A 26,261-nucleotide genomic window follows, 5' to 3' on the forward strand; every position below is an offset into this window, starting at 1 on the left:
GCACTTCCTGCACTTCCTGCACTTCCTGCACTTCCTGCACTTCCTGCACTTCCTGTTTTTCCTACTTCATCTACACTTAACCCTTGAGTCTCAATAGCGACTTATGGTCAACTAATGCCAAATAAAAAATATATAAAGAAAGAAGGTAATACATGGACGCTGAATTTTGGCATAGCCGTTGGGCTGAAGATCGAATTGGTTTTCACTTAACCGACGTTAATCCATTATTAATAAAATACTGGTCACAGGTGAATGCTCAACGTGATGATCGCGTGTTAGTACCAATGTGTGGCAAATCAGAAGACTTAGTTTGGCTTGCGGCGCGTCATAACGATGTGGTTGGGATTGAACTGAGTGATATTGCTGTAAAAGCTTTTTTTGCTGAGAATCTTTACACGCCATTAGTCACTGGGATCGGCTGTGAGCACGTGTATTCATTTGATGAGATCACAATCTATCAAGGGGACTATTTTACCGTTCCTGTTGCACCGGTTGATGTGGTGTATGATCGCGCGGCATTAGTTGCGATGCCACAATCAATGCGTGAACGTTATGTTGAGCGTTTATTGCAGTTGGTTAAACCTGGTGGGCGTATTTTATTAGTAACCTTAGATTATCCACAACCACAAATGGATGGGCCTCCATTCTCAGTGCCTAGAACTGAAATAGAAGCGTTATTCAGTGGTTGTAAAATAACCCACTTAGAGCGTGATGAAGCGGATGCCACCCATCCTCGTCGTCAGCGTGGTGTTGAGCGTTTTGCTGAAGAAGTATGGCTAATTGACGTTTAATAAACGAGTAATAGCGTAGTTGGAAAAACAAAGGCGTCTATGTGACGCCTTTATTGTCTTTAATTGCGCCGCTAAGGCTACAGAATGATGTTAACGTCTGCTGCTGTAGCAATGGCATCAGTGATAGCTGTATCAATGTTATCACGGCGTGTAAGCGCAACTCCAAGACGGCGGCGACCATTGATTTCAGGTTTGCCAAACAGTCTTATTTGCGTTTGTGGGCGAGATAACGCAGCGGTTAAATTATCAAATCGAATATTGGTAGAAATACCTTCAGCAAGAATAACCGCAGAAGCTGATGCGCCATACTGTGTAATCGTGGTAATTGGCATGCCTAAAAAGGCACGGACATGCAATGCAAATTCAGATAACTCTTGAGAGATCAGGGTTACCATTCCAGTATCATGTGGGCGAGGGGATACTTCGCTAAACAGCACTGTATCGCCTTTAACGAATAATTCCACGCCAAATAGGCCATAACCGCCTAATTCATTCACAACCTTCTGAGCAACATCCTCAGCCGCTGTTAAGGCTGCCTTTGACATTTGCTGTGGTTGCCACGACTCGCGGTAGTCGCCATCCTCTTGACGATGACCAATTGGCGCACAGAAATGGACTCCATCAACCGCGCGTACTGTGAGAAGTGTGATTTCATAATCAAAATCGACAAAGCCTTCAACAATTACACGACCCGCGCCTGCACGCCCACCTTCTTGTGCATATTGCCATGCTGATTCAATATCGGCGGCAGTTTTAATCACGCTTTGACCTTTGCCTGATGAACTCATGATCGGCTTTACAACACACGGCATGCCAATGCGATGTACAGAGGCTTCAAAGTCGGCATATTGATCAGAAAATTCATAAGGCGAGGTTGGAATGGCTAAGGTTTCAGCAGCAAGACGACGAATACCTTCACGGTTCATGGTCAGTTTAGTCGCGTTAGCGGTGGGGACGATATTGATACCTTGGCTTTCAAGTTCAACTAAAGTATCTGTCGCAATTGCTTCAATTTCAGGTACAACAAAATGGGGCTTTTCAAGGGCAATAATACCTTTAAGTGCGTCACCATCTAACATATCAATCACATGGCTACGGTGGGCTACCTGCATTGCTGGTGCATTCTCATAACGATCAACAGCAATCACTTCAAGACCAAGACGCTGACACTCAATAGCAACTTCTTTGCCTAACTCACCAGAGCCAAGCAGTAATACACGGGTTGCATCAGAACAAGTAGCGGTACCAAACATTGAAATTCCTTACGATTTGTCATTAAAGGTGAAATCTGCCGTTAATCATACCTTATTTTGATGTTTGCGCAATCGTTTGCTTTTGGTGGGTGTTTGATAGGAATCTCATAATTGAAGAACGGAAAGCGAAAAAAAACCGCTTATCATAAGCGGTTTTAAATGATTATTTTTTGCGATTTTCCCAATGGGTAATAAAAGCAACTGAAAGAATAATAATTCCAGCGCCAAGCCATAATCGCCCTGGTGGTGTCCAACCAAAGACTAACCATCCACCTAATACGTTTAAAGGTAATTTTGCGTGATCAAAAGGTTGTACAAAAGAAGCATCAGCTACGGCATAGGCTTTAGCGATTGCCCATTGTGCTAAGCCTGTTAATAAGCCCGCAATAATTAATAACCACCAGCTAAAACTCACTGTTGGCATCGTAAAGTCAGGCGCAGCTAAAATAAGATTGAACGGTGTCATTAGAATGAGCAGGTACATCACAATCGTGGTTGGTGATTCATGGCTAGATTGCTTCTTCACCATCAATGAATAAGCCGCCCAGAAAAAAGCCGCACCTACAGGCAATAATGTCGCGATGTTAAAATCTTCAGACCATGGCTCAAGAATAATCATCGCACCAACAAAACCGCCTAATGTTGCCAACCAACGCGCTTTACCGACAGTTTCTTTTAGAATGAGCCCTGAACCGATTGTTGCAAATAGTGGGGAAATCATTAGTAGCGCAATACCTTGCCAAATAGGCACAGGGTAGGCTAATGCCCATAGCCATAACTGGATACCGATAACCGCAAAAAACACCCGTAAGCAGTGTAACCAAAAGTGGTTGGTTTTAAGCGATTGACGAATACCTAATGTACGTAGCCAAGGAAACATAGCGATTAATGCAATAAAGTATTGGATCAACGCAACAGACGTGGAAGGAACATGCATTTTGATACTAAGGTATTGAGCTAAGCTGTTTACGATAGCAAACGCGAGCCCAGCCGTGAGCATCCATGCTGCTCCTTTCAAAGGATTGTGTGTTTGAGACATTGTCATTGGCTTCTAATAATAGGTGGCGAGATAATACGCTTTTGATGTTTGATAGCCAACATTGATCAAGTTTAGATAATAAAAAACCGCCAGTGAGGCGGTCTTTTTAGAATATTCAAATCAATTGCCGACTTAATAAGCAACATATGTTAGTTGAATATCAGGATTAAGTGCTTCTAATAATGCTTGTGTACGTGCTAATTGACTAATTTTACTTTCAGCACTTTCTACCAGTGCCGCTTCTGCAATCTCAGACAATGAATAGTTAGACATATTCATATTAATTAATGCAACTTGCAGTGGAGGTAAGCTTGGGTTGAAGGCTGCATTTTCTGCATACATGCCTTCAAAAACACGGCCATCATGTGCTTTTAATGCCACACCACTGAAGTTTTTTGAGTAAGGTGCATGTGAACGGTTAGCGGCATTACATGCACTGATCGCAAGCTCTGAACCTTCTTTAATGCAAATGCCATTATTTAAATCACTTAATAGACCATCTTTAACCCCTAAATCTAGCGGGCCGAATGAATCAGGTAAGTATTGTTGCAGTGTCATGGGTTCGCGTTGTGGCAGTTGAATCATCATGTCGTTCGCTGATGTTAATTCATTCATAAACTGACGGCAGTGACCACAAGGACTGTAGTTAATAGTGACATCTTTAATGCCCACTTCGCCCTTGATCCATGCATGGCTAATGGCAGATTGTTCAGCATGAATAGTACAAGCCATGCTTGCGTTTTCAAATTCCATATTAGCACCAAAATATAAGCGGCCAGATGTGCCACGTACAATTGCACCAACATAGAAATTAGAAATAGGGACTACAGCATAGGAAGCAGCAAGAGGAAGGAGGGCCAAGCGAAGTTCAGTATCAGTCATGTGCGTTGTTGATAATAAACATTCGAATTGCTCAGGACTGATCGTTGAGTCGAAATTTGAATCTTCGATAATAGGCTTTAAAGCTGACGCCAATTCAGCAGGTAATAAGCTTAATGCTTTTATAACACGTGCGTACATTGGGTGTTACTCCTTCATTGTTTATGGCAAAACATTCTATGTGAATCACAATGAGTTAGAAGTGATCTTGATCACACTGTTGGTTTTGCCATTACACCTATTACATTACTGAGAGTGGCGTCACACTTGTTTCTGTAACAAAGCATACAACATTTCAATGACTTAGTAAAAATTGACCGTTTTGTATGCTTTGTGCTCAATCGTGCTATTGCTGATCAAGCATGTCCAAAAATACGTAATAGTAGAGGAAACATCAGTGGGGCTAATAAGGTGGTCATAATGCCGCAAATAACCAAAGCTAAAGAACTAAATGCACCTTCTTGATAGTTTTCTTCTACGGCTTTTGCTGTACCTAATGCATGTGACACCGTACCAATTGACAAGCCTTTTGCTAGTGGATGTTTCACGCGGAATAATTTCATGATTGGGTAACCTAATACCGCGCCAAATAACCCGACAATAATCACCATTGCAGAGGTAATCGCAGGAATCCCTCCAATTTGCTGAGAAGCCGCCATTGCAAGAGGGGTAGTGATAGATTTAGGTAAAATACTTGCTGCAAGTTGAGCATCCGCACCCATTGAAAAAGCAATCGCAGTACCAAAGGTCATTGATAACACGCTACCGACAAAACAAGAGGTTAAAATGGTTTTCCACTTACTGCGAATAAGCCCAATTTGTTGATATAGCGGGAAAGCTAATGCAACAACCGCAGGACCCAATAAATAGTTAATCACTTCATTTTGTGCAAAATAGGTCTGATAAGGCACTTCCAACCATTTTAAGGCCAAAATCATAACAATAAGCGTGATTAAAAGAGGGTTGAAAAAAGGATTTTTAATTTTCATTGCTAAATAACGTGCAACATAAAAGCAGACTAAGGTTGCCACCAACCAAATCATGACTGTTTCTCCTTATGGTGTACCGCTAGGCCAATAACAATTAACACAATAACGGTGCTGCCAAGGGTACTTGCAAAAATGATCGCTGCGTTATTTTCAATGACACCTAAATAATTCATTAAACCAACACCAACAGGTACAAATAACAATGCCATGTGTTTAATTAATAAATTACAGGTACTTTCAACCCACTCTGCACGACAAATGCCAGTGACAAGAGCAATAAAAAGAATAAATAAGCCGATGATACTGCCAGGAACCGGTAATCCAGACCAGTGCTGAATGCCTTGTCCTAAAAAGAAACAGATCATGACGATAGCAAATGAGCGTATATAATTCATGGGTGGTATGACTCTTAAATATTTCCAATCATCATACAAATAAACATGATAATTGTCACACTAATTAATGGCGGTTAATGAACTATATTGGTTTCTGTTGATAAAACAAGCATTAATGTTGCTATATTGTCAAAATGTACCCACCAAGCAGTAGTGTAAATGTAATGATTATTAAGGTGCAAATAGTTGCGTAATTAGTCTTTATTCCCAAAGGGAACGGTTTTATTGTGTGCTTTTTTGTAATGTTTGACCATGACGGTGCTTTTTTTAATGCAGGTGTTTCATTACGCACTGCTGCGGTATTGGGTAATGACACGCGAAAGCCATAACTAGGGATAATATAGATAGGTATCGCCATTTTGCCATTGCGAAGTAATTTTTTAGACAGTGATAATAATAGAATATTGAGATCATAATGATGATCTCCGCTATCCTCGTATGCATTGGGGTAGGTGAAGGTATAACGATAGACCGACTCAATACTGACAACTTCTCCCGCAAGATGGCAAAGAGAGGCTAAAAAACGGGATTCGTCATTAGTTAACAAAGTTTGTTGATTATCATGCCATCGAAGTAGCCTATCTTCAGGAATAAAATCAATACCTTCAAAGCGATAGCATTTTATTGCCGTTTTCGTTGTCATTATCCACCTACTTGTAAGCCCTTCGAACACAACCTCACTCGATAGCATTAAGTGTTGACGGAATTACGATAATCATCAAATAACAGATCTCATTAATAATAAAAAAGCCCATCACAAGATTCCTGTGATGAGCTTATTGTATTTTTAAATATGTAACACCATGAATTACATCAATTTACTAATATAGTCATATAGTGATTTCATGATCTTCATTTTGTGCTCATTTGACTGACAATCGAGCGCTGCTGCTTCAAAGTTCTCCATGTATTTGGTCATGTTCTCTTCAAAGAAATCTTGGCAATGATGCTTCCAACGTTGTTGTTCTTGATAGGTGAGTGTTAATGGGTAGTTACGCGCACGATAGCGGAACAACAGCGGTTTAATACGCTCATCTTCAACATTGATTTCCAATGTAGCCAGTGACTCAACCTCTGTTTCACGAATAATATCCATCGTTGAGCGATCAGCGGTGGAGAAGAAACCATCGTAAAGCATGGTATCAACGTTATCACTATTGGCGTATTCACGTTTAACACTGAACATTTCCAGCAATTTAGCCCGTATTTCAGGGTGCTGCTTTAATAACGCCAAATTTTTAAGGCATAACTCACGATCAATACCGAGTCGCGCTGCATCTTCTGCTTTTAATGTTTTGGCAGGGGCGAGCACAGGACACTTGTTTAAATGCACTTCTTTAATCGGGACGGGGAGTTCATCTGGGCCAAGATCGATACGCTTAGTGTATAAACGCTCACGCAGTTGATCGGCATTCATCTCAATCAATGGGGTCGGATCTTGGGCTAGGTTAACGCAGATCACCGCATTTTTGTTATCAGGATGCCACGCCATCGGCACGATCCAACTGGTATTGCCACATTCAGTGCCAAACATACCCGATACATGCACAATCGGGGTTAGATCAACAATATCAATCAGATCTTGTAATTTACGCTTATGACGCAACTCAAACAGGTAATCAAACAGTTTAGGTTGGTTGTGCTTTAAAATCTTCGCCAGCTCAATCGTGGCGTACACATCAGCCATGGCATCATGGGCATTCGCGTGTTCAATGCCATTGGCGATAGAGAGCTTCTCAAGCTTAAAGCTCGGACGACCTTCATCATCTGTTGGCCAGTTAATGCCATCAGGACGCAATGCATAACAAGTACGCATGATATCGAGTAAATCCCAACGAGAGTTACCGTTTTGCCACGCCCAGCCATAAGGATCATAAAAGTTACGGTATAACGTATAACGGGTCACTTCATCATCAAAGCGCACGTTGTTATAACCAATGACACAGGTATTTGGCTTTGATAGCTCAGCATGAATTTGCGCAATAAACTCAGGCTCTGATAAACCCTTCTCCATTGCCTCTTGTGGTGTAATACCTGTAATCAAACAGGCTTCAGGTGAAGGTAGGTAATCGGCTGGTGGCTTACAATAGATCACCAAAGGCTCACCGATGATGTTCATCTCCATATCGGTACGCACCCCTGCAAACTGGCAAGGGCGATCATTTGCTGGACTGGCACCAAAGGTTTCGTAATCAATCCAGTATAAGCTTGGTTCGTTGGTTTTTTTCATAGTTTTCCCAAAAGCCGTTGGCTCAATATCAAGTTACTGCAATCCATGACACGCTGCATATCAACTTAATATTTTCTTAAAGCAATACGTTATAAAGCTAAGTATCCCGTAACTGACCTAATAGAGGCAAGTTTTTAGGGAAAATAAAGCGTCCCCCTCGTCATTCTCTACAGTGAATGCCCAACTCCCCGTCATTCCCTACAGTGAATGCCCGCGAGGGCGATAGGGAATCTACTATCCGCGTGTTGTAGGGATTATTAGTAGTGGTATCGTTATTGCCGTAAAAGTAAATTCATTATTGAAAAAACGGACTTAGACCGCATTAAGAGACAACACGTAGGTAAAGCACCAGAAGTAGGAACCCGAGTACCAACGTTTTCAGAACTCAGCATGATTTGGTTGGCTATCGAACGTAGCCGCGCTAGCTCATCTAATAAAGCGTTGCATCAACTAACCATGTTGTGGGGCAGTGTCTTTCAGAACTGCGCCTTGCTCGTCGTAGCCATTTTGATATGGAAGCAGGTATATGGACGGTACCGAAAGAGCTCAGTAAAACCAATACGCCAATAAGACGCCCAATTCCCACTAAAGCAAGGGCGATATTAGAGCGGGTAATGGCAACTTATGATGATGTGTTGTTCCCTGGTGGTGATCTTGATAAGCCGATAACCATTTCAGCAGCTAACCGTTATATCCGCCGTATAAGAGATGGTTTACCCATTGAAGATTGGCGAACTCATGATTTTAGACGTTCGTTATCTACTGGTGCATCAGAACTAGGTGTAATGCCACATGTGGTTGAAAAGATGCTTGGCCATGAGCTAGGTGGGGTATTAGCTGTTTATAACAAACATGATTGGTTAAAAGACCAGTTAGAAGGGTATGAGCTGTATGCTGAGAAGTTGGATAGTTACTTTTGTGCTTTCACTTGAGGCGTGGTATCTGTTAAATGTAGCTTCTTTGAGTCAAATATTGTCAGTTTTAATATTTGTACCGGATCGTGGAATCGAATCTTTGAAGGCTGTGCCAGTAGATTTTACAATCTGTTCCCTTTAGCGGAAACTCCACCTAAAACTTAACTATATTCTAAGCTATTGTGCGGAGAGATAAAGGAGGAAAACTATGCTTATCATGCGAAATTGTATTTACTTCACGCGAACTTTTTGTCTGTCAAAAGAATTGTTTAAATTAATAGCCCTGTTCATAGAAATAAACAAGCGATCCAATTGGTTCGCTTGTTTATCGGGGAAATTTAAACACATTCAATTATTTGTCATTTGGATTTTTTTGCTTGTTTGAAATGTGAATAATTTCTGGGTTCTCGTCTACTTCAGACTGAACGAGATCAATGATATGATCTAAACCAATCTTTAAGTTTTTGAACTTCTTATTTTTTTTCCTAGGAGCCATTTTAGGTTTCTCTGTGTGTTGCATTTCTATACATGTCATACTAGTTACTCCCTATTTTGCTTTGTGCCTATCTCTGCTGAAAATTCACTAATTGCTGTAGAAGCGATGTAGCAGTACAAAGATAGTATAGAAGCATTGAAGTTATGCTCGTAAAGTGCATTAATCACATCCCTACTATCATCGTATAAAAAGTAATCGTCAAAATCAATGGCCAGTACTGCTTTAGGTTTTATATTGTGCTTTGTAATTTCAGAAAAATTTATTAAATGCTCATCCAATTTATTAGTGCTGCCGTGAATAACCCCTTTCTCATTTAGCTCTCTTATACTAAAGATAGGAATTGTTATGATAACTTTCAATCCTTTCTTTACAAGAGCATTTCGATTAGTACTCATTGATAGAGAATCTTTCATATGGCGGGTTAAATGGGTGCCACTTGGAACATAACTTTTATTGAAGTCAGGTAGGTAAATCATTGGTATCCCTGTATTGAGACAAATACCTGACGCTCCTTCTAAACTATCAAACTCAAGATAACGATCTAGATCGTTGTCCATATTGTAATGGTAAACGATCTTGCTTGTATTCAGATTATGGTCTACTGACGCAATCAAGCAAGCTCTAGAGTTTTCAAGATTGCCAATTATTCCCCCCCCATATTGAATAAATTGTGTTAATACTTTTGAATAAGCTGTAATGAATGAGTGGCTAATATCCTGTAACCAGTTTCGTGCGCTTCGTTTTGGGAAAAGAGCATAGTTGTCAATTAACGAATCTCGAGTTTGATTGTAGGCATTATTGTAAAGTTCAAATACATCATTTTCCTTAAGTGAAAATGAGAGGGTTTTTACTGGACCTGTATCAATCTTTATCAGATCCAGTCCTTTAACACTGATATTCTCTATAGAACTGGCTCCCCACAGTGCTGTAATTGCTAAATTTTTGAAATATGTTATAGGATTGTCAACATCTTTTCTAATCCGGAGTGATGGAGATAATTTGACACCGATTGTATGCTTCAGGTCATCTAGAAGTAGGTGCTTTCTATAGCTCCAAGCTGGAAAATTACTCAGCATCCCACCATCAACGAATTGATAAATATTTCCATTTATTTCAATTTTTTTACATTTAAAAAATAATGGTATGGAAATACTTGCTAAAATTCCATCTATTACTTTAACGTTCTTAGTTAATTCGTTTTCATGGGAAAAAATTGTAATTTCACGAGTGCTAATATCAGATGAAATTAGTTTTAAGTGAAGGTTACTTATCTTAAACAATTGATCAAACGTTAGATCTTTGGCCTTAATAGATGCAGGCGCAGATGTTAAAAGAGGGGAGTCTTGGATTATCGTCTCAAGCCATTTTTCAATAGATTTTGTAGATAACAGCCCAAAACCCCACATAACAAATGTTGCCGGTATAATCGTTGGTATGATAATTATCAAGAAAGATACTATTGTTATGGAAGCAAAAGCTGCTCTGAGAAATTTTCTAAGATAAGATAACGAAACCTTTTTGCTAAGATTAAAAGCTATTATAGAAATTGAAAAAGTAAGTACTATATACAGTAGGATTTCAAAAGATACAAAATATACCAAAGCAGAATAAGGTAAAATAAAGATGGTAGCTATCTTTAAAAATAACGTAATATAATCTTTTAGTGAGCTGAAAATTATCGTTTTTAAATTATGTGGAAGTTTACCTTTTTTAGTTTTTGGATTATACAAGTCATCTGCACTGTATCCTAACGCTATCATAGTCGCTATGATAGATCCTGCTGATGTGCCTGCTAATTTATCTACTCGTAAGTTATATTGTTCTATAGCCTTAAAAGCACCAATATGAGCGATACCCTTAGCGCCACCCCCTTCAAAAACAGCATTACAAAACATTTTTAATATTAACTTCTTAGTAATATACAATAATTCGCTGCATCATACATTGATATGGGATGTGTTGCAAAGGGAGATGGTTTTAGTACAAGTTCAATTTAATACACTGTTGTGTGTAATTTCAGTCTCAATAATAACTATTTATTATTAAAAGGATTTTTATTAGTGGTAAGCTATTAAAACTTTAGTTTATGGGGCTGATACGATGGGTAATTATAGTATTACTTATGCGATTTATAATCCTAGGTGGGTATATGGAGTCGATGAAAAACTTTTAAAAATAGGTTCTTCTGAAATTGCACCTGAAGATTATGAGCAATACATGCATGGTTCGATATTTTGTCCTAAGTGTTTTACTCCCTTATCAAGGAACCCATCGAAAAAGAATATATCAAAAAATGCTAAAACAACATAATACATCTGTTGGAATTTAGACACTTTGCTTTATGCGGGTTTTTCATTGCCAGGAAAACAAGTCAGTTAGAAGGGTATGAGTTGTATGCTGAGAAGCTGGATAGCAATATAAAATAGATTTATCATTGATTGGATATGTAATTTATTTGGTATAAAATTGGTTTTAATTAAATATTACAAGTGGTTAAAAGATGAATGCTATAATTGAGACCAATATTATAAGCGACACTATAGTATTATCACAAATTGATAAAACCGTTAATTTTAAAAATTGTCTTGGAGTTTTTCAAGGTGGTGGATGTAAAGCTCTTGCGTTTGTTGGGGCTTATGGAGAAGCTAAATCTCGCGGTGTCAATTTTTCTGAAGTAGCGGGGACATCTGCTGGATCAATATTTGCTGCATTGATAGCTGCTGGTGCAACGCCTCAGTATATGGAAAATTTAATAAAGGATATTGACTTTAATAGATTTAATCACCCTATAGATAAGAATTTATCAAACAAATATGGATTTAATGAATATAAATATTCTCGAAAAATAGCAGGAAGGCTTTTTAAAAAAAATAAGATAATATCTAATATTCTAAACTTTGTAGATAATATTGGTCTGTTTTCATCTGAAGAACTAGATCTGTGGTTAAATGATGAATTAAAAACTCTTTTAAATATTGAAAATAAAACAGTTACTTTTAAAGATTTAAAAATACCTCTTCATGTGATTGCGACTGATCTTATTAAAAAGAAGCAAAAGATTTGGAATGAAAATACTCCAGATGTTTCAGTCGCGTATGCTGTTCGCTGCTCTTGTAGTATACCTTTATATTTTCAGCCTGTTAATATGGAGTTTGTTGATGGGGGGTTAGTGAGTAACTTACCTTCATTTTCTTTAAATAATGGAGTAGGGCATTTTGAAAAAATATTATGCTTTACTTTGAGTAGTAAACCAGAAGAAATTAAATGTATAAAAACTTATTTAGAAAGTATTGCAGGCTCTGTTGTTGATGGTGCAATTCAAATACAAGAAACGCTTCAATATAATACATATAATATTAAAATTAATGATTTACCAGTTACAACAACAGGATTTGAAATTCTTACTCCTGAGTTAATTCAAGATACTATTTCTATAGGTAAAAGAGCTGCAGCAGAATTTTTTAACGATGAAACAACTAAAATAAGTGAAAAAGAAGATATATCAACACCAAAATTAACCAAAGATTATATTTTGAATTCGGTTGTTATGGAGGATGTAGATTGTCATAATCATATATATATGTGTTTTAATGATACAAAACATATATATGGATTATTTCCTACAATATTGAGTTGGTTGGTTGAAAAAAAGATCAGAATAACATTTATAACTAGGTATATTAAAAATATTACAACTGATCATGATAGTGTTTTGCATGAAAAATATCGAAGAAAACTAATTGAAAGATTTGGTATTCATTTAATTGAGAGAGAATCTATTCCTTTTGATGCATTTATATTTGAGGGTGATTACAAATATAATGATAAGGCGATATTCCTTTATGATAAAGACGACTTAGAATTTAATATAGGACATGGTGCAATATATGATGGTAAATATAACTTACATATCATATCATCATTAATAAAAATGTTAAATTTGACAGATAAAGATAAAAAAAATCATGACCTTATCATATCTAATTTAAAGAACTTTACTATTGAAAAATGTTCAAGTAAACAGCATATAAGAAAGCTAAAGAATGTACAGCAATACAAAGGAAAAAATGTTTCAATTAAAGAAATAAAACTTAATCTTTCTAATGTTAAGTTAATGACAAAATATGTTAAATCATATAAGTACAACCAAATAGATAAGCTATATGAAATATTAAATAAAAACGGAATTTCATTATTTGATTACTCAGTAATAACTTTTTCTGATGGTTTACAGTTTTTAATTACACCTATTATTGTAGAAAAGCATGGAAATGATTATATTGTAATAAAAGGGAATAGTCGTTTAAATTATGCGTATAGAGAGTTAGAGTTAAATGGATATTTTAGTGCGGTTGTAGCTAATAAGGTATCAATTAACTTACCATCTATCGGATGCTATCCTACTTCAGATTGTATTATAACTACTATAAATAAAGAGGGATCAACCCGATATGAAAACTGGAGTTATCGCAATTTTAGACGTGTTGAAGAAACAATAAGAAATCCGAGTGATTTTTTAGAGGAGGAGATTTAATGAACAATTTAAGTTATTTAAATTTTATTTGTAAAAAAAATCCTAATATAAACATATTGAGGGTTTTTGATTTTTCTTTTTCCAATAAATTTCAAGAAATAAATGAAGAATTAACTGTAGATGAATTTGAAGCTGTAAAAAATTGTATAAAATATAAAAATAAATATGATATGAGTTTTTGGGAATCATTATTTATATTAATGAAAGAAGGGCAGACTGTTAGTAAAAGAATGCTTAATCATTCAATTTTTCATAATGAGAATAATAAATATATTAATATTAAGCGTGATGATTTTTTTGATTATATCAAAACTGATATTGATGGTAATGTAGCATTAAATTCTAAAGTAGTACTTAAAGATGGAACTGTAATGCATATTCCAATGTTAGACTTTAAAATACCATCAAATAAAAGTAATTTAGACATTGTTCATAATGTTATTGAAATGTTTAACTTAGATGGATTAATACTTAATAGTGGAAAGTCTTTTCACTTTATTGGATTTGATTTGATAACTGAAAATGATTTAATTAATCTACTTTCTAAGTTTATTCTTCTTCACCCTATCTCAGATAAAGCTTGGGCTGCTCATCAAATAATTGAACGCTCAGCTTCATTAAGAATATCAAAAAAATATGGTAAATATCCGTATTTAATGGAAAGTAAAATAAATCTATCTTAGATTATTTTAAAAATTTAAACCAAAGCGATCTCTCACCAAGATCGCTTTGTTTCTAAAACCGCTTTCCAAACCGACTGGTATTATCTTTCCATTCTTCAACTGCAGAACGTAACCAACGTAAGGGCATGAGTGTAATTGGTTCAGGGAAGCCACGTGTTTGTCGCCACTTATAAATTGTTGCTCGACTTGTGATTTGAAACATTTCTAATACTTCAACGTGACTAATTAAAAGATGCGTTGATTGCTCATTAAGTTCAGCATAAGTTTTTGCTGGTGGCGGTGAATATCGGTAGTTGCTTTGTTGTTTACTTTTGTAGTGTGACGGTGTCACGTTTAAGTTGTTTTCTGTGGCATAAGAAATATTTACAGTAGGGTAGCTGTTGTAATCGAACATGTTTGATTCCTTATTGGCATGTTGTACTAACAAAATTAGAAAGACGAACCCGATTCATGGTGTGCCAGCAACGGGCATCACCTTTAAATAAGCCTCCCGTCTTTAATTTTGCACATCCTTCCGGTAATGACTCACCACAATGTTGGCAAGTATCTAATGAGCTCAAATAAATAACTCTTTATTTTTAATTGGTTAGGTTCTTCTGGGCGCTCAGAAACCGCAAACGAGTCAGACTCTCGGGAAATAAAAATTTTCTGGCCTTCTTAGCCACCACCGAGGTTGGTGATTAAGTCCATTTTCGGTGGTGAAGGGCTGAGCGTGATGCGTAACGCTTATCTTAAATATAATTTACTTGCCATCATCCGTTTAGCCATAAACGGCTAAATTCTAACAATTAGCCAGATATAGCTAAATTACGAAAGAAAATTATGGCTAATATGAATCAACTCTATTTAATTGTACTAATGAGTAAGTAATTACACATTAAAGTGTTTAATCCTCATTAATGTGTATTAAATTACTCATTAATACTTTAAATAAGTAATTGGTGTATTTTTATTGTGGGTGTTTGAATCATCAGATGTCGCTTGATGGTTGGGTGTGATGCGTAACGTGGTTTAAATATGAAGGGAATATTGATTTAAAGGATATAAAAAAAGGCAACTCAAGACACAAGATTCTGTGTATTAAATCACCTTTTATTCGGTTAGCAAATGGCTTGCTTTTTTTTCTCACCGGATAATTCTGGTGCAGATGTTTTGTATTTATTCGACATTAATGTTTTAGCATTTTTTAAGAGTAGACTACGCATGTCTTGAGCCGATAAACGCTTAGTTTTTGTTTTGTTCATGGTTCCTCCAACTCATTCTTATATGGTTGTATTATAGCCTAACTAAAAGTAGGAATGAAGATTTAAGTTTAATTCAACAATTCAGCTAATATACGCTCTTGAGCGGCCTGTAATGACTCATAGCTTGCATACATTGCTACATTTGCATCAGATGTCGCCTCAAAGCCAAATTGTTCATAATGTTGGATAAGATCTTGGTGTGGCTGGACAACATATGCACCAACACTTTCTTCTCTTAATGCAAGAAAGTAAGTGGCTGCGATGACGACTAGTGTTGTTAGTCTTCCATTCAGAGGGTGAGTTCTATTATTTCTGACCAGTGATTCAATTAAGAAAATATGTAATTGGCCATCTGATGCAGCATAAATACCAAGCATTGCGCCATCAATGTCTAATTCAGATACTAATCGAAATCCTAAATGAAAAGAATCTTCATGTAAGTAATGCCCATGCATAGCAAGCCAATTGAGGACGGTCCGATCATCTCGAACGAGTGCTTCAAAGTCATTATCAGTTAGGCTTTGAACACTAAGACCTAAATCAACTTGATCAATAAATTGTTGTAAGAATGAAACCGTTTCTTGAAGGTCTTGTTGTATAGTCACTGATTGATCCTGATATGACGTTTTAATATTAGTATTATATTGAGGTTATGTTGGCATGAATCGCCAATAATGATGGAAACAGCACCTTTATCTAAATACCTTATAGAGGTGCACAGTTTTACGTGACCACTTTAGTCGTGAGTGTGCTGGCTGTCGTAATTTATTGAGCGACTATAAATATAGTTAATTATTCTTTCATTGATGAATTATGTAATTTAGTCGGGGGATTACCCGTCCAACGTTTAAATGCACGAGAAAAGCTGCTCAATTCAGAAAAACCTAATTGATAAGTTATTTCTGTCATGCTTATTTCTGGTTTTTTTAATAGGCGAATAGCTTTATTTAAACGGTAACAATCAAGAGTACTTGTAAAGCTTGTATTAACACTTGCAAGACGCCGAATTAGGGTACGAGGACTTATGTGTAGTTGTTGAGCAACATAATTAGCATTAATATCTTTTAGAGATTTACATTGCTCAAATATATTACAAATTTGTAAGCAAATATCACTTTTTTTCAAATTTTCAACACGTTGATGTACAAAGGTTAAATTATGATAATGTATTTCAGGGTGATAATTTTCAACTGTTGGAATGAGATCTTTTTCTTTAAAGGTTAGTTTTATGACTTTTTTGTTGATTAATTTTGTACAATTGTACCTCTGCTTTAAGTAATTTTTTTCACTTTCATTATAGTTTAGATCTGGCGCATATAATTGAAATGGAATGGCTTTTTTATTATTTAAATTCCGCATCATTTCTAACAAAGTGCAGATAACAATAATATAGCCTGATTTAGTTACACGAGAGTCTTTTGGGAAAGGGTTTTGAATGAATATGATTTCAATCTCATCATTGTTTTGATTAAGTGATAAATTTATTTGTGGTGCGATATAAATGAAATTATCACAAGTAATCTTTAGGAAATCATATAATGAGCGACATGTAGAAAGAGCAATGGAATAACATCCAAAAGTGAAAGGAGTAAAATGTTTTGCTGCTTGAATTGACATTTGAAAATTTTGGTCATTTTCAATGAGTTCAGAATGAAGCATTCGTAATAAACGAATGTCATATTCTCCCTCATCATTCGCTTTAATATTTTTATAAGATTCTGCTATTTTTATATTGGATTCATTTGTTTGCGCTGTAAGGATCGTATACCAACCGGCATGTAAGAAGTAATGATTAGTGTTTTTGTTGCTGAGCATTTTGTTAACCTTAGCACTAATAGTTAATCAATCATTAAAATAGTCATCTTTTTGTGTGACCTATTTTAACAATTCTATTAATTATTGTCGATGAAGTGGGTCACAACTTGGTCTAATGTCGAAAATTGACAACCATATGGCATTTTTTGTCAATGATGATCGGTTCCTGATTAACGATGTTATGTTTATTTATCAAGATACTAGCACCTTATTTATTAATAAAAGGTCACCCAATGACTAATTTAATGCTGGTAGATTAAATAATGTAAGGTGAATTGCTTTATATGCATTATAAGTAAAGGAATATATTACATGTAAATAAGGTTAATTATTAAATGTAAGGTGTTATTTTGACATTTTAGGACACTTACTTATCTATAACTGTCATGAAAAATAAAATGAGATATAAGTCATAGTTAATATTTAAGTGTTATGTTTATATGTTGATAGATATTTAATTTTAAGTGATATGTTTAAGGGGGGATAATAATGATCTTCAAATAATTTAAGGGTTTATAACTGTGGTTTTTTGCTATTGCGGAATAAGGTACGTAGTGAAAATGCTCTCAAATAAATAATGAATCTAAAAGTGTTGTGTAAAGCTAAACAATAATTTTGTCTACATAACTATTTATATAATCGATATAGAACAATAACTTACTACTAAAGTTTAATTCGTACAGATAATTTCAAATCTAATCCTAAAGTAAAAAATAAAGCTCTTAAATTATAAAGATTTAAGTGTTTGATATTATAAGTAATATAGGGGAGCGCTCTCAGGAAATGGTTTTAAATTGACGGTGTAGATTATAAGTAACGAATAGTTTTTTCATTAATAAAATAAATAAAAGAGTGTTTTATGAATAAAATAAATACGGTATCTATGCTAGACGCGGTGTCTAAAATAAAATCAGGTGATCGTCTGTGGGTTAGCGGGGCTATTGGTATTTCTTATGAGTTTTTAACGACTCTTGAAAAAATGAGTTCAGAGCTTAAAAATGTTGAAATAATCAGTGGAATGATTTTAAACCCTAAACAGGAGTTTATGTCTCCAGCATATAAAGGTCGAATTTACTATCGAAGCCTTTTTTTAGGCCCCTTGGAACGTGTAATGCGTCCTTTAGGTAATATGGAATTAAATACGACTCATTACAGTAGTATGAAAGATTTATTTTTAGAATTAAAACCAAATGTTGTGGTGCTAGAAGTTTCTCCGCCAAATGAGGACGGGTTTTGTAGTTTAGGGCCAATTGGTGGATTAGGTTCTCAGTTAATGGCGAGCTATGCAAATAAAGTTATTTTGGTCATAAATGAAAATGTACCGCATTGCGGCGGGTATCGTAATTTTATTCATATTGATAAAGCCACAACAATCACTACATCAAAGCTCCCATTAATTGCAATTCCAACTGAAACAGTAAGTGATATTGATACTCAAATTGGGGAAATTGTTGCTGATATTATTGATGATGGATGTACGTTACAAATCGGTATTGGTTCAATTTCTAATGCTGTTGGTTATGCATTGAAAAAAAAGAAGAATATAAAGATTCATACTGAAATGCTAACTAGCTCAATGGTTGAGTTAATTCAAGCGGGTGCAGTAGATCCAACCGTAAATGTCACTTGTACTTTAGCAATGGGAGATCAAAACTTATTAGATTATTTGAAATCAGCAGATAATTTAGTTATCGAACCATGCTATGACGTTACAGACCCATATATTGTCTCTAAGCATGATTATTTTACCTCTGTTAATACTTGCATTGCTGTTGATTTAACGGGGCAAGTCACTGCCGAAGGTATGGGGTATAGACAAATATCCGGGACGGGAGGGGCATACGATTTTGCTCGTGCAGCGAAAATGTCCAATGGTGGAAAATCTATTATTGCGCTTAAATCAATGTATACCAACAAAGAAGGTAAATTAGTTTCAAATATTATGGTGGGATTTCCTGAAGGTACACCAATTACTTATTTACGTTCAGATGTTGATTATATTGCAACAGAATACGGTATTGTACGTTTGATGAATAAGTCATATGAAGAACGAACCAAATTATTAATCAGTATTGCTCACCCTGATTTACGTGAATCCTTAAAAGACGAAGCAATCAAAAGTGGTTTAATTCATTAGAATTCCTAAGTGGAGAGATGATGTTCTTTCCATTTCATATTACATATAAGGATATATTTATGTTGTTTAATGGTGCTCATTTTAATCTTGCTCTTGGTGAGAGAAATATTGCTATTTTAGATTTTTTTTCCCCTGCTCGCTTAATGTCAAAAGCTGTTATCGTAGAATTAAATGATATCTTGGATCAATTACTTTTTGAAAAAAATATCAATGGATTAGTCATTACTACATCGACAGAGAATTTCGCTTTTGGGGCTGACATTCATGAGTTCTTGCCATTATTTAAAGGTGGCGCTGGAGAACATTTAGCTTATACACATTCTGTTTATAATAAATTAGAAGATCTTCCATTTCCAACAGTCACTATTATTAAGGGTCACTGTTATGGTGGAGGTGTCGAGTTTTCCCTTACTAGTGATTTCCGTCTTGGAACCCCTAATATTTCAGTTGGTTTTCCTGAAGTTAAGATTGGTATTTTCCCTGCCATGGGTGGGGTTACTCGTATGCCTCGTCTTATTGGTCTTGATACATCGCTTGCTTGGCTAACTTCGGGACGAAACTTTAAAGCTGAAAATGCATTAAAAGATGGTTTTGTAGATGGTGTCGTTGAAGTTGAAGACTCAATGACTGCTGCGATTAATTTGATCACAGAATGTTTAGATAATAAACGTGATTACATAAACATTCGTGAGAAGAAAAAAGGGAAAATATCTCTTTCAGCTTATGAATTACAAATGTCTATTGGTGTTGCTAAAGGAATGATAGCGAAGGCGGCTGGCCCTAATTATCCTGCACCAATGACAATCATAAAAGTGATTGAAGAATCAGCGAATCTTGGACGTAAAGAGTCTTTAGAAAATGAAATTACAGGTGTGGTTGAACGTTTAATTAATACCGGCCACTCAGCAGCTATGTGTCATATGTACTTAGCTGATTTAGCTGTTAAGAGTAAAGCAAAAAAACTAGCGGGTGATAAAACTGTGGAATGTGCCGTTATAGGTGCAGGGATTATGGGAGGAGGGATTGCATATTCTAATGCGATCAAAGGTATTCGCTCACCATTAAAGGATGTTAATCAAACAGGGCTAGATCTTGGTTTAAGTACGGCAGTTAGTTTACTTGAAAAACCAGTCAAGCGTGGAAAAATGGAGTTCAAAAAAGCGGCGACGGCACTGAATAATATCATTCCTACATTAACATACGACTCTTTACAACAAGCCGATATGGTAATTGAAGCTGTTGTTGAAAACCCTAAAGTGAAGAGTATTGTTCTAAAACAATGTGAAGATGCAACAAAAGAAAATACAGTTATCGCATCTAATACATCGACAATAAGTATTACCCAGTTAGCCTCATCTCTTGATCATCCCGAGAATTTCATTGGTATTCATTTCTTTAATCCAGTAAATAAAATGCCTTTAGTGGAAGTTATTCGTGGAGAGAAAACCAGCGATGAAACAGTGAAAAAAGCCGTTACATATGTGAATCAAATTGGAAAAACACCCATTGTTATTAATAATTGTGCGGGCTTTTTTGTCAACCGTATATTAACGCCTTACATGCGGGCTTATTCTAATTTATTAGCGAAAGGTGTGGATTTTAATTTTATTGAAAACACAATGAAAAAATACGGTATGCCAATGGGACCTGCTGAGTTAATTGATGTTGTAGGTATGGATACTTCAGCTCATGTGCTTGAACTTATGTCACAAAGCTATTCACATATGCCTCAACCTGAAAATAATATTGTACAAAGACTATTTGATAACAATATGTTAGGTCGTAAAAATGGTGAAGGTTTTTATCTTTGGTCAACAGATAAACGTGGTCGTCCGGTAAAAGAAATAAATGAGAAATCATTGACGTTATTTAAGAGTGTAGGAAATCTAGAATTAACGGAGGAGCAAATTACCAATGCGCTAATCTTACCGATGATGTTTGAAGCTAGACGAGCACTCAATGAAGGCATTATCGCATCTAAAGAGGAAGCCGACTTAGCAATGATTTATGGTACTGGTTTTCCACCATTCCGCGGTGGTTTAGTCTATCAGATGGACAAGAAAACGCTTGAAGAGCTCCAGCAAGAGGCGGCCGAAATGTCAGAAGTTCTTGTTGATGACATTACATATACTGTCCCTGAAATGCAGGCTTAATTGGAGAATAGATCATGACTAAAGCAGTAATTGTCGATTTCGTACGTACCCCAATGGGTAAATCAAAAAATGGCGTTTTCCGTAATGTTCGTGCAGATAAATTGAGTGCGCATTTAATCAAAGCATTAATGGAACGAAATCCAAAAGTAGCGCCATTAGAAGTAGAAGATGTTGTGTGGGGCTGTGTGCAACAGACGTTAGAGCAAGGAGCTAATTTAGCTAAAATTGTGGCGTTACAAGCAGGGTTGCCTGTTGAAGTCACTGGTACAACGGTGAATCGTTTATGCGGTTCATCAATGGACGCTTTACATATTGCCGCTCGTCAAATTAAATCAGGAGAAGGCGATATCTTTATTGTGGGTGGTGTTGAGCATATGGGACATGTTCCGATGACTCATGGCGTTGATTTATCAGGACCATCAGATTTTGTAATGGCACAAGCATCGGCAGCAATGGGGCTGACAGCAGAAGCATTAGCAAAACTAAATCACATTTCTCGTGAAGAGCAAGATGAGTTAGGTGTACGTTCACATAAATTAAGTCTTCAAGCTCAAAATAATGGTTATTTTAAGACTCAAATTGTTCCTACTCCTGGCCATGATGAGATGGGCACACCGATTATGGTTGATCGCGATGAGGTGATTCGTGAAGATGCAACTATTGAATCCTTCAGTAAATTACGTCCATGCTTTGATCCTTCATCTGCTGGTACCGTTACGGCTGCAACGTCATCTGCTTTATCTGATGGCGCTTCGGCATTATTAGTAATGAGTGAAGAAAAAGCAAAATCATTAGGTTTAACCATTCGAGCTGAGATTATATCAATGGCGACGGCTGGCGTACCTGCTGCGATTATGGGGATTGGTCCCGTTCCTGCTTCAGAAAAAGCGCTTAAACGAGCAGGATTGACACTAAATGATATTGATAAATTTGAGTTAAATGAAGCCTTTGGAGCTCAAGCAATCAGTTGTATTCGAAAAATGGGATTAACAGAGCGAATGGATGATATCAATATGCATGGGGGGGCGATTGCACTAGGTCACCCACTTGGTTGCTCTGGATCTCGTATTGTTGGTAGTGTAATTAACGTGCTAGAAACTCATGGTGGGGAATATGGCCTAGCGACAATGTGTATTGGTTTTGGACAAGGGATTGCAACGGTAGTTAAGATGTATAAAAACTAATATTAGGAACAACAAAAATAGCGTCTAATTAACGATAAATTCTAATTTAAATCGGTTTGTGTCATAGTTTTTCTGAATAATAAGGGAGAACTATGACCAATTCGATAATTACTTTTATCAAATAACAAGAAATAGGACAATTTCTTTATCGCTAAACTGAAATATTCATGTGTTCTGATATGACATTTGTTGTGGCTTAATGAACTTGGAGTAGGTGAAATATTCTGTATTGTTTGTACCTTACAATTATTCTGTAATGTTTAAAACGACACTAAAGTAGTTGTTAACGACTGCCTGAATATAATTAGCATCTTTAAATTGTGAAATAAGCATACAGCCTTCTAATGATACAAAATAAAGGCGCGCGGCATCTGTGGCAATTAATTGCGATGGAAATTCACCGGTGTTAATACCTGCCGTTATTACTTGTTCTATCCATTGCTCATTAAAAGTAACAAATCGATCAAGCTGAATTTCTAAGCTATCAGTGAGAGAATAAAAGTCCGATGCATACATACCACATAAACACAGTTTATCTTCATTACGTACTGTAATAAAAATATTGGCTAACGCTTTTAATTTATCTGTAGCGGTTACATGTTGTTGCTCGATGGATATTAACGCTGTTTTATATCGTGCAAGGTAACGTTCAAAGACAACAATGGCTAAATCTTGCTTAGTTTTATAGTGATAATGAATGCTGGCTGTTTTTATGCCCAGCTCATCTTGAATATCACGAAAACTAAACCCGTTAAAACCACGGCATTGAATGTATTTTTCGGCAATATCAGCAATTTTTGCTGCTGTAGGATTAATATCTTTCATCATTGATATTCACATTGTTAAGAAGATCAATAATCTATCATTTAGTATTAAATAACACAATTCTTTCTACCTATGAGTAGAAAGGTAATGGTGACGTATTCATCACCATTATTCAATAAAAATGACTGCTATTGTTTCTGTGAATTGTTTCCTGTTAATTAATTACGTCCCGCCATTACGCCACCGTCGACGTCAAGCACCGTACCTGTGATCCATTTTGCTTTATCTGATAATAAAAACTCAACCGCATCTGCAATATCGGTGGTTGAACCGATGTGTCCAATCGGGTGGAAATCATTAAACCCTTGTAGAGCGGTTTCAATTTCATCTTCAGCAATAAATGATTTATAAATTGTTGACAGTACAACCGCCGGGGCGACAGCATTTGCACGAATATTGTCGTCTGCTAATTCCATCGCTAAATTGCGGGTAAACGCATGTAAGGCTGCTTTTTGCATTGAATAAGCCGATGATGGGGTTGCTTTAATCGCTTGATGTGCCCACATTGAACCAATATTTACGATTGAACCGCCACCATGTTGTTGCATGTTTTTTGCAACGGCTTGAGTAATGAAGAAAAATGCTTTATTGATATCTAATTGAAGATTGTAATCTTTTTCGGTATGTTCTAGAAAACTGACGGGTTTAAAAAAACCAGCAGCGTTAACTAGATAGCCAATATGGCGGCTTTCACTTTCAAGTTGGCCAATAAAAGTATTTACGTCTTCAGGATTATATAAATCAACTTGTGCTGTTTCAACAATGCCGCCTGTACGTTGTTCTAAATCGGCTTTTGCTGTGGCCAAGTTTTCTGCATTGTGCGATAAAATCATAACAGGAACGCCTGCGGTTAATAAGCGTTCTGCGGTTGCTTTACCCATACCTGATGAACCGCCAACGATGAGTGCTATTGATGATGTAGTAAACATAATGTATTCCTTTATTATCTGGCTACCTACTGGTTGGTAGGTCGTTTGATTGAAAAAAAAGCGAGCATCTTAGTTAAATAGTTTGTGCTTCGCTTCATTGGTTTTAAATATAATGTGATTTGTTTTTAACGTCAAATTATTTTTCTACCTATCTGTAGGTAGTTTTGCTATTTCATTGATTTTTAATGTTTTGTTTTTAAAAAATATTGCCTTTTGTTACGGCTATTTTGTGTCTTCGACTAAAATTACGTTGCTATAAAGTGATTATGTATATTCACATTCAATGCGCTATAACTCAATAAGAGTACAAAGGCACGTATTTAAATTAGGGTGACTTGGTTAGTTACGATAGAGATATGACGGTTTTGTTTTATGTTATAATACCGCCAGTGTTTCCAATTAGATAAATGAACTATGCTTGGCTATTACCTTCATACAAAAAATGCGCAACAGGCATTAGATGCCATCAAGCAAGGGCTTTCTAGCGTCCGAATATCGACAGATCTTAATCTCACAGAGCAAGACTTTATCGTAAATGATCAAGGTTTAATTCTTGATGAAGAGAATCATCTTTCTATTGCTGATCTGAAAAAAATCGTTAAAAAAACGCAAAGAATTTATCTTTGTAATGATGGCGAGATGGATCCGTTAGAAGATCGCAGTGTAGGTTATTACAAATTAGCACCAACAGAGGGTGCGCCACTGCTTGAGATAAGTGGTGTTAAAATGCATATCTCGAAAGGAACCGATCCTTTCAAAAGTGCATCAGAGATGGCGCAACAAGCGGTTCGTTGTGGTGATAATGTACTCGACTGCTGCAGTGGTTTAGGCTACGCCGCGATTGCCGCACACCGTTTAGGTGCTAAAAAAGTATTAACCATTGAACTAAGCGAATCTGTAATGGGTTTACGAGCTCAAAATCCTTGGTCACGTGACTTGAACAATGATGGGATTGAACAACGTCAGGGCAGTAGCTTTGAGTTGATTGAAACAATGCCTTCAATGTCTTTTGATGCTGTTATTCATGATCCACCACGTTTTTCTCTTGCTGGTGAACTGTATAGCGAAGAGTTCTATAGTGAGATCTACCGTGTGTTGCGTCAAGATGGACGTCTTTTCCATTATACGGGAAATCCACATATCATGAAGAAAGGCAGCGGTTTTGTTGATGGGGTTATCCGTCGATTAAAAGCGGCTGGTTTTAAAAACATACAGAAGATTGATCACTTAATGGGTGTAAGTGCCCAAAAGTAATGCGAAAGAGTAGGGGTCGCAGGCAGTCATACGCGGTATCGCGGATAATTGTCGCGACTCCTTTTTTATTGCAGTCTAATCACGATGATTTACTTTTCTTTATAACATGGTGCTCTTTATTTTCGGGATGATGAAACTTTGAATTGATCACTCTATTGTCAATAACGGTTGGTATTTCTATTTTTTGGCTGATCTTTTTGTTATTTGGGTTATGGAATTTTGAATTTATAACGTCAGTACTAGAGAAAGCTGATGTTGAAACAAATAATAAACAGAAAATAAAAGAAAGTTTCATATGAATTGTCCTTTTTTCATGTGCATACTTATAATTCTATATGTTATAGCTATATTAAATTATAGCTGTTATACATGTATGCGAATAAACTTATATTTATCCTTATGCCATTATAATGATTATTATCAAAGACAATTATTATTGATATGTGACCGATGTCAAATGTGAAATTATTTAAAATATGACATTATGGAAAGAGGCTAGATGGCCATTATGTTTTTA

The 26,261-nt window shown here is 36.2% G+C and carries 25 protein-coding genes; 9 read left to right on the top strand and 16 right to left on the bottom strand.

Annotation, left to right across the window (positions count from 1 at the left end; genetic code table 11):
• The first annotated feature begins 152 nt into the window (after positions 1-152).
• Positions 153-791 carry a thiopurine S-methyltransferase gene (locus Q0V26_RS07555; RefSeq protein WP_080157543.1) on the top strand — a complete coding sequence of 213 codons (639 nt, stop codon included), beginning with the start codon at positions 153-155 and terminating at the stop codon, positions 789-791.
• A gap of 77 nt (positions 792-868) precedes the next feature.
• Here the strand turns inward: Q0V26_RS07555 and purT are convergent, their stop codons facing one another.
• The 7 genes from purT to sbcB all read right to left on the bottom strand — a co-directional run bounded on the left by purT (position 869) and on the right by sbcB (position 7,576).
• On the bottom strand, positions 869-2,044 hold the full coding sequence (gene purT / locus Q0V26_RS07560; RefSeq protein ID WP_297480135.1) for a formate-dependent phosphoribosylglycinamide formyltransferase: 1,176 nt from the start codon (positions 2,042-2,044) through the stop codon (positions 869-871).
• 163 nt (positions 2,045-2,207) lie between these two features.
• Positions 2,208-3,083 (bottom strand): DMT family transporter, encoded by an 876-nt coding sequence (locus tag Q0V26_RS07565; protein ID WP_080157539.1) that lies wholly within the window; start codon positions 3,081-3,083, stop codon positions 2,208-2,210.
• A gap of 132 nt (positions 3,084-3,215) precedes the next feature.
• Positions 3,216-4,103, bottom strand: coding sequence for a cytidine deaminase (gene cdd / locus Q0V26_RS07570; RefSeq protein WP_297480140.1), 888 nt, complete (start codon positions 4,101-4,103; stop codon positions 3,216-3,218).
• A 215-nt stretch (positions 4,104-4,318) separates the two neighbouring features.
• On the bottom strand, positions 4,319-5,005 hold the full coding sequence (locus Q0V26_RS07575; protein ID WP_080157535.1) for a CidB/LrgB family autolysis modulator: 687 nt from the start codon (positions 5,003-5,005) through the stop codon (positions 4,319-4,321).
• Positions 5,002-5,346 carry a CidA/LrgA family protein gene (locus Q0V26_RS07580; protein WP_080157533.1) on the bottom strand — a complete coding sequence of 115 codons (345 nt, stop codon included), beginning with the start codon at positions 5,344-5,346 and terminating at the stop codon, positions 5,002-5,004. Before Q0V26_RS07580 ends, Q0V26_RS07575 begins: the two co-directional genes overlap by 4 nt.
• 121 nt (positions 5,347-5,467) lie before the next feature.
• A complete protein-coding gene (locus tag Q0V26_RS07585) occupies positions 5,468-5,989 on the bottom strand; it encodes a hypothetical protein (protein WP_297480144.1) in 522 nt (173 codons plus the stop codon).
• A gap of 165 nt (positions 5,990-6,154) precedes the next feature.
• Positions 6,155-7,576: an exodeoxyribonuclease I gene (gene sbcB / locus Q0V26_RS07590; protein ID WP_297480146.1), complete on the bottom strand. Its 1,422-nt coding sequence runs from the start codon at positions 7,574-7,576 to the stop codon at positions 6,155-6,157.
• Positions 7,577-8,037: 461 nt separating this feature from the next.
• Between sbcB and Q0V26_RS07595 the strand changes: the two genes are divergently transcribed.
• A complete protein-coding gene (locus Q0V26_RS07595; protein WP_297480149.1) occupies positions 8,038-8,508 on the top strand; it encodes a tyrosine-type recombinase/integrase in 471 nt (156 codons plus the stop codon).
• 334 nt (positions 8,509-8,842) lie between these two features.
• On the opposite strand, the gene Q0V26_RS07600 is transcribed toward Q0V26_RS07595, so the two are convergent.
• Positions 8,843-9,025 (bottom strand): hypothetical protein, encoded by a 183-nt coding sequence (locus Q0V26_RS07600; RefSeq protein WP_297480152.1) that lies wholly within the window; start codon positions 9,023-9,025, stop codon positions 8,843-8,845.
• A gap of 5 nt (positions 9,026-9,030) precedes the next feature.
• On the bottom strand, positions 9,031-10,911 hold the full coding sequence (locus tag Q0V26_RS07605) for a patatin-like phospholipase family protein (protein ID WP_297480155.1): 1,881 nt from the start codon (positions 10,909-10,911) through the stop codon (positions 9,031-9,033).
• 175 nt (positions 10,912-11,086) lie between these two features.
• Here Q0V26_RS07605 and Q0V26_RS07610 point away from each other — a divergent pair, with 175 nt between their 5' ends.
• The 3 genes from Q0V26_RS07610 (at position 11,087) to Q0V26_RS07620 (ending at position 14,203) form a co-directional block, all read left to right on the top strand.
• The gene (locus tag Q0V26_RS07610) at positions 11,087-11,296 is read left to right on the top strand and encodes a hypothetical protein (RefSeq protein ID WP_297480158.1); all 210 of its coding nucleotides are present in this window, start codon (positions 11,087-11,089) and stop codon (positions 11,294-11,296) included.
• Positions 11,297-11,486: 190 nt separating this feature from the next.
• Positions 11,487-13,520, top strand: a complete 2,034-nt coding sequence (locus Q0V26_RS07615; protein ID WP_297480163.1) for a patatin-like phospholipase family protein — start codon at positions 11,487-11,489, stop codon at positions 13,518-13,520.
• The gene (locus Q0V26_RS07620) at positions 13,520-14,203 is read left to right on the top strand and encodes a hypothetical protein (RefSeq protein WP_297480165.1); all 684 of its coding nucleotides are present in this window, start codon (positions 13,520-13,522) and stop codon (positions 14,201-14,203) included. The genes Q0V26_RS07615 and Q0V26_RS07620 overlap by 1 nt, the downstream gene beginning before the upstream one ends.
• 52 nt (positions 14,204-14,255) lie before the next feature.
• Here Q0V26_RS07620 and Q0V26_RS07625 read toward each other — a convergent pair whose 3' ends face one another.
• The 5 genes from Q0V26_RS07625 to Q0V26_RS07645 all read right to left on the bottom strand — a co-directional run bounded on the left by Q0V26_RS07625 (position 14,256) and on the right by Q0V26_RS07645 (position 17,262).
• Entirely contained in the window at positions 14,256-14,597 is a 342-nt protein-coding gene (locus Q0V26_RS07625) for a hypothetical protein (protein ID WP_297480168.1), read from the bottom strand.
• Positions 14,598-14,607: 10 nt separating this feature from the next.
• Entirely contained in the window at positions 14,608-14,763 is a 156-nt protein-coding gene (locus Q0V26_RS07630; RefSeq protein WP_297480315.1) for a hypothetical protein, read from the bottom strand.
• A 540-nt stretch (positions 14,764-15,303) separates the two neighbouring features.
• On the bottom strand, positions 15,304-15,447 hold the full coding sequence (locus Q0V26_RS07635) for a hypothetical protein (RefSeq protein ID WP_156451841.1): 144 nt from the start codon (positions 15,445-15,447) through the stop codon (positions 15,304-15,306).
• Between the two features lie 68 nt (positions 15,448-15,515).
• On the bottom strand, positions 15,516-16,052 hold the full coding sequence (locus Q0V26_RS07640; RefSeq protein WP_297480172.1) for a hypothetical protein: 537 nt from the start codon (positions 16,050-16,052) through the stop codon (positions 15,516-15,518).
• 187 nt (positions 16,053-16,239) lie between these two features.
• Positions 16,240-17,262 carry an AraC family transcriptional regulator gene (locus tag Q0V26_RS07645; protein ID WP_297480174.1) on the bottom strand — a complete coding sequence of 341 codons (1,023 nt, stop codon included), beginning with the start codon at positions 17,260-17,262 and terminating at the stop codon, positions 16,240-16,242.
• 859 nt (positions 17,263-18,121) lie between these two features.
• On the opposite strand from Q0V26_RS07645, the gene Q0V26_RS07650 reads away from it, so the two are divergent.
• The 3 genes from Q0V26_RS07650 to fadA are packed head-to-tail and all read left to right on the top strand — an operon-like array spanning position 18,122 to position 22,736.
• Complete coding sequence (locus Q0V26_RS07650; RefSeq protein WP_297480177.1) at positions 18,122-19,399, top strand: acetyl-CoA hydrolase/transferase C-terminal domain-containing protein; 1,278 nt, start codon at positions 18,122-18,124, stop codon at positions 19,397-19,399.
• Between the two features lie 59 nt (positions 19,400-19,458).
• A complete protein-coding gene (locus Q0V26_RS07655) occupies positions 19,459-21,552 on the top strand; it encodes a 3-hydroxyacyl-CoA dehydrogenase NAD-binding domain-containing protein (RefSeq protein ID WP_297480180.1) in 2,094 nt (697 codons plus the stop codon).
• Positions 21,553-21,566: 14 nt separating this feature from the next.
• Entirely contained in the window at positions 21,567-22,736 is a 1,170-nt protein-coding gene (gene fadA, locus Q0V26_RS07660; RefSeq protein ID WP_297480182.1) for an acetyl-CoA C-acyltransferase FadA, read from the top strand.
• A 246-nt stretch (positions 22,737-22,982) separates the two neighbouring features.
• On the opposite strand, the gene Q0V26_RS07665 is transcribed toward fadA, so the two are convergent.
• The gene (locus Q0V26_RS07665; protein WP_297480313.1) at positions 22,983-23,561 is read right to left on the bottom strand and encodes a TetR/AcrR family transcriptional regulator; all 579 of its coding nucleotides are present in this window, start codon (positions 23,559-23,561) and stop codon (positions 22,983-22,985) included.
• Positions 23,562-23,719: 158 nt separating this feature from the next.
• Positions 23,720-24,490: an SDR family oxidoreductase gene (locus tag Q0V26_RS07670; protein ID WP_297480184.1), complete on the bottom strand. Its 771-nt coding sequence runs from the start codon at positions 24,488-24,490 to the stop codon at positions 23,720-23,722.
• 414 nt (positions 24,491-24,904) lie between these two features.
• On the opposite strand from Q0V26_RS07670, the gene Q0V26_RS07675 reads away from it, so the two are divergent.
• The gene (locus Q0V26_RS07675; RefSeq protein ID WP_297480186.1) at positions 24,905-25,744 is read left to right on the top strand and encodes a methyltransferase domain-containing protein; all 840 of its coding nucleotides are present in this window, start codon (positions 24,905-24,907) and stop codon (positions 25,742-25,744) included.
• Positions 25,745-26,261 lie beyond the last annotated feature (517 nt).

This window comes from uncultured Photobacterium sp. (assembly GCF_947039875.1).
In the GTDB taxonomy this organism is placed as follows: Bacteria; Pseudomonadota; Gammaproteobacteria; order Enterobacterales; family Vibrionaceae; genus Photobacterium.